Origin of the sequence: Chromobacterium piscinae (assembly GCF_021129175.1) — a bacterium.
GTDB lineage: Bacteria > Pseudomonadota > Gammaproteobacteria > Burkholderiales > Chromobacteriaceae > Chromobacterium > Chromobacterium piscinae.
Map to the genome: position 1 here is coordinate 1 of NZ_JAJOHV010000169.1, position 3,875 is coordinate 3,875.

The 3,875-nt window shown below is 69.6% G+C and carries 3 protein-coding genes; all 3 read left to right on the plus strand.

The annotated features are described in order from the left end of the window. Window positions 1-1,233 (plus strand): FAD-binding oxidoreductase (locus LQR33_RS23870; protein WP_231470724.1); only part of this gene is annotated, 1,233 nt, incomplete at its 5' end. A 63-nt stretch (window positions 1,234-1,296) separates the two neighbouring features. Further along, the gene (locus LQR33_RS23875; RefSeq protein WP_221668235.1) at window positions 1,297-2,298 is read left to right on the plus strand and encodes a fatty acid desaturase family protein; all 1,002 of its coding nucleotides are present in this window, start codon (window positions 1,297-1,299) and stop codon (window positions 2,296-2,298) included. A 36-nt stretch (window positions 2,299-2,334) separates the two neighbouring features. Further along, window positions 2,335-3,714, plus strand: coding sequence for a diaminobutyrate--2-oxoglutarate transaminase family protein (locus tag LQR33_RS23880; RefSeq protein ID WP_231470725.1), 1,380 nt, complete (start codon window positions 2,335-2,337; stop codon window positions 3,712-3,714). The last annotated feature ends 161 nt before the right edge of the window (window positions 3,715-3,875 follow it).

Consider the following 3,875-nt stretch of genomic DNA (forward strand, 5'->3'; position numbering starts at 1 on the left):
GCGGTCCGCCACCGCGCGCGGCTGGTGCCGCAGGGCAATCTCAGCGGCCTGGTCGGCGGCGCGGTGCCCGATGGTTCCGGCCGCCAGGTGGCGCTATCGCTGGCGCGGATGCGCCAGCTGCGCGCCTTCGACCCGCTGAACCGCAGCGCGGTGGCCGAGGCCGGCATGCCACTGTCGGAGCTGAACCGCCAGTTGGAGCCGCACAACTTGTGGCTGCCGATAGACGTCGGCAGCGACCCCGCCGTCGGCGGCCTGGTCGGCGCCAACACAGGCGGCAGCCGGCTGCTGCGCCACGGCGACGTCCGCCGCAATCTGCTGGGGCTGGAAGTGGTGCTAGCCGACGAAAACGGCAGCGTGCTGGACCTGACCGCCCCGCTGCGCAAGAACAACGCCGGCATCGACCTCAAGCAGTTGTTCGTTGGCAGCGGCGGCGCTCTGGGCGTGGTCACCGCCGCGTGTTGGGACTTGAAGCGGCGCGACGCCTCGACGCTGACGCTGTTCGCCGCGCTGCCCGGCCGCGAGGCGGCGCCCGCGGCGCTGGACGCCTGCGAGCAGCGCTTCGGCGAAATGCTGTCGGCCTTCGAGGTGATCGGCGCGCCGGCGCTGGCCGTCACCCTGCGCCACTTTCCGGCGCTGCGCCACCCGCTGGCCGACGCCGAAGCCGGCTGCTACGCGCTGGTGGAAATCGCCAGCGCGATGCCCGGGCTGGACGCGCTGCTGCGGGAACAGGCCGAGTCGCTGCTGGCCGGCCTGCATCAGCGCGGGCTGGTCGCCGACGCCGCCTTCGCCCGGCCGGAGGCCTTGTGGCCGCTGCGCGACAACCTGCCGCTGGCGCTGGCGGCCGAGGGACTGCCGCTGTCCTTCGACGTCGGCCTGCCACGCTCGCGGCTGCCGGCCTTCCACGCTGCCGCCGAGCGCTGGCTGGCCGCCGAGCACCCGGCGCTGCGGCTATACGACTTCGGCCACTTCGGCGACGGCGGCTGCCATTTGATCGCGCTGCTGCCGCGCGAACATGCCGCCTCCTACGGCCCGGCCAAGCTGGCGGTGCTGAAAAGCGGCTTGTACCGGCTGGTGGCCGAGCACGGCGGCAGCTTCAGCGCCGAGCACGGCGTCGGCCCGTTGAACGCGGCTTTCTACCGCAAATTCGCCGACGCCGGCGCGCAGCGGCTGGCAGCCGGGCTGCAACGGCTGCTGGACCCGGCGGCGGCGCTAGGCCGCCACCGCTACGACTGAGTTGGACGTTTTCCGTTGTCGAACCCGGCTTGCGAGCAAGCCCAAAGACAGGAGTGCGCAACCGTGAATGATGGTCAGACCGTCAACTATCGCCGCAAATACGCCGCAGAAGCTCAGGCGCTGCAACACATACATCCTCTGCAAAGCCTGTGGCTGATCGCCCGCCAGTGGCTGGTGATCGCCGCCGCGCTGGCGCTGCCCTTCATCGTCCTGGAATTTCACGGCGGCGCCGGCTCCCTGTCGGCCGCCGGCTGGGCAGCGGTCGCGGCCTGCTTCGCGCTGTCCTTCTTTCTGGTCGCCTGCAAGCAGCACGCGCTGGGCATCATCATGCACGACGCCACTCATTACCGGCTGTTTTCCAACCGCCGCCTGAACGAGCTGGCCAGCAACTGGCTGTGCGCCTTCCCCGCTGGCATGGTCACCTCCTGCTACCGGCGCGGCCACCTGCCGCACCACGTCTTCACCAACCGCCCCAACGACCCGTACTGGGCCAGGCTGGTAGAAGACCCCGCCTACCGCTTTCCGCAAAGCCGCCAGTCTTTCGGCCGCCTATTGCTGCGCGACCTGTTCGGCCTGAATTTCGCGGCTTGGCGGCCGATACTGCGCTATTGGACCGGCTGGGGCGCCGTCATCGACAACCGCGAGAAGCTGCTGACCGGCTCCGAGCGGCTGCAATTCGCGGCCTTCTGGCTGATCGTCGCCGCGGCGGCCATCGCCAGCGGCGTCTGGCCCTGGCTGATCGTACTGTGGCTGCTGCCACTGCACACGCTATGCCTGGCCTTCATGCGCGTCCGCATCGTCGCCGAGCACAATCTGGACGACAGCGGCCCCGAACTATCCCACACCCGCCATGTCGACGCCAGCTGGCTGGAACGGCTGACTTTGGCGCCGCTGAACATCAATTACCACATCGCGCACCATCTGTTTCCCTCGGTGCCGCTGCACAACCTGCCGAGGCTGCACGCGCTGCTGCTGCGGGACCCGGTTTTCCGCGCCCAAGCCATGTTGTGGCCCCGGTATTTCGGCAAGAACGACAAAGGGCTGATGAACAGCCTGCTCCGCTAGCACCCCTCCACCCCTCACACGACAACAAAGTGCCCCATGACCGCAACCGAACTCCTGGACGCCCCCGTCTCGCACAGCGACGCCCCCGATTGGCAAGCGATGTACGACTTCGTCAAAGCGCGCGAATCAGGCGCCCGCACCTATGCCAACTCCATCGATACGGTCATCGAGCGCGGCCGCCTGGCGCGCGTCTTCGACCGCGCCGGCCGCGAGTACCTGGACTGCCTGTCCTGCGCCGGCACGCTGGCCACCGGCCACAACCACCCGCAAGTTCAAGCGCGGGTGCTTGAATTCCTGCAATCCGGCCACGTGACCCAGGCGCTGGACATCACCACGCCCGCCAAATACTGCTTCCTGCGCAAATTGTTGGAATGCCTGCCGCCGGATTTCGCCCGCCACGTCCGCATCCAGAGCTGCGGCCCCAGCGGCGCCGACGCGGTGGAAGCCGCCGTCAAGCTGTTCAAGACCGCCACCGGCCGTCGCGGCGTATTGGCCTTCCACGGCGCCTATCACGGCATGACCGCCGGCGCGCTGGCGCTCACCGGCAACCTCGGCGCCAAGCGCCAGGTGGCGTCCCTGATGCCCGACGTGCATTTTCTGCCCTATCCCTATTCCTACCGCTGCCCGTTCGGCGTCGGCGGCGAGCGCGGCGAGGACATCTCGCTGGCCTACATCGAACGCACGCTGAGCGATCCGGAAAGCGGCATCATCCCGCCGGCGGCGATGATAGTCGAGGCGGTGCAGGGCGAAGGCGGCGTGATCCCGGCCTCGGCGCGCTGGCTGCGCGGCATCCGCGACATCACCGCGCGGCTGGGCATTCCGCTGATCATCGACGAAATCCAGACAGGCTTCGGCCGCACCGGCCACATGTTCGCCTTCGAGCACGCCGGCATCGAGCCGGACGCGGTGGTGGTCTCCAAGGCTGTCGGCGGCGGCTTCCCGCTGGCGCTGCTGCTGTACCACGAGAAATACGACGCCTGGCAGGCCGGCGCCCATGCCGGCACCTTCCGCGGCAACCAGATCGCGATGGTGGCCGGCGCAGCCGCGATGGAAGTGATCCAGTCCGAGCAGCTGGTGGCCCAGGCGGGCGCCAAGGGCGAGCGGCTGGGCGCCGCGCTGCGCGGCCTGGCCGAACGCCAGTCCGTCATCGGCGACGTGCGCGGCCGCGGCCTGATGTGGGGCGTGGAGATCATAGACCCCGACGCGCCGGCAGACGCGCTGGGCAGCCGCCCGGGCGACGGCGAGCTGGCCCGCGCGATCAAGAAGCGCTGCCTAGCCAACGGCCTGATTATCGAAACCGGCGGCCGCCACTCGGCCGTGCTGCGGCTGCTGCCGCCATTGGTGATCAGCGAGGACGAGCTGGACGAGGCGGTAGAGAAGCTGGAGCGCTCGATGCGCGAGGCGATGGAGGGCTAATGGACATCCGCGGAGAAATGCTGATAGGCGGCGAGCCGGTCTATGGCCGCGAAGGCGCGCTGCGCGCGGTAGACCCGGCAAGCGGCGAAACGCTGGAACCCGCATTCGGCTGCGGCGGCGCGGACGAGGTGGAGCGCGCCTGCCTGCTGGCGGGCCAGGCC

What these genes read in the sequence shown, in the direction of transcription:
- LQR33_RS23880 (WP_231470725.1), top strand. Translation starts at nt 2,335, where the DNA reads ATGACCGCAACCGAACTCCTGGACGCCCCCGTCTCGCACAGCGACGCC.